This is a genomic window from Pseudoalteromonas sp. S3260 (genome assembly GCF_005886925.1).
GTDB lineage: Bacteria > Pseudomonadota > Gammaproteobacteria > Enterobacterales > Alteromonadaceae > Pseudoalteromonas > Pseudoalteromonas tetraodonis.
The window spans coordinates 1-582 of record NZ_PNCV01000202.1 but is presented as its reverse complement, the minus strand read 5'-3'; the positions used below and the strand labels follow the sequence as shown (position 1 = coordinate 582).

The window sequence follows — 582 nt, the reverse complement described above, 5'->3', positions numbered from 1 at the left end:
CGGAGTTTTTCAAGTTAGTTGTCGCCTCAAGTTAAATTTTATGCCGCCCGCATTTCTTCTTTTTTCTCAGGGTTTAAATTTACTTCATTTATCATTGACCAGTCTCGTGACTTTCCTGACCAACGACTTGGGTTATTCAATTTAGCTGCGTCGTTTACCTGCTGACGCTTAGCTAATATTTCTTTATCTAAACCTGAATGACGTTGGTTTGGCGTCACAAATTTTATACCACTGTGTAGGTGCTCATTATTGTACCAATCAACGAACCCACTTACCCATTCTCTTGCTGCGCTTATATCTTCAAATGCCTTTTCTGGGTATTCTGGGCGATACTTTAACGTTTTAAATAACGACTCAGAGTATGGATTATCATTACTTACTGACGGTCGACTAAATGATGGCACAATCCCTAACTCCTGTAATGTTGCCAGTAATGTCGCGCCTTTCATTGGGCTACCATTATCTGAGTGTAACGTAACTTGCTCGCGCTTTATTTGCTCCCGACTGCAAATATCCTTCATTAAATCTGCGGCTAATTCACTTAACTGTGTGTCGTAAACTTGCCAGCCAACAACCTTTCGA

Annotated in this window: 1 protein-coding gene; it reads right to left on the bottom strand. The window is 40.7% G+C overall.

The window, feature by feature from the left end:
* Positions 1 to 38 precede the first annotated feature (38 nt).
* Positions 39 to 582 (bottom strand): integrase core domain-containing protein (locus CWC14_RS18180; protein WP_138564298.1); only part of this gene is annotated, 544 nt, incomplete at its 5' end.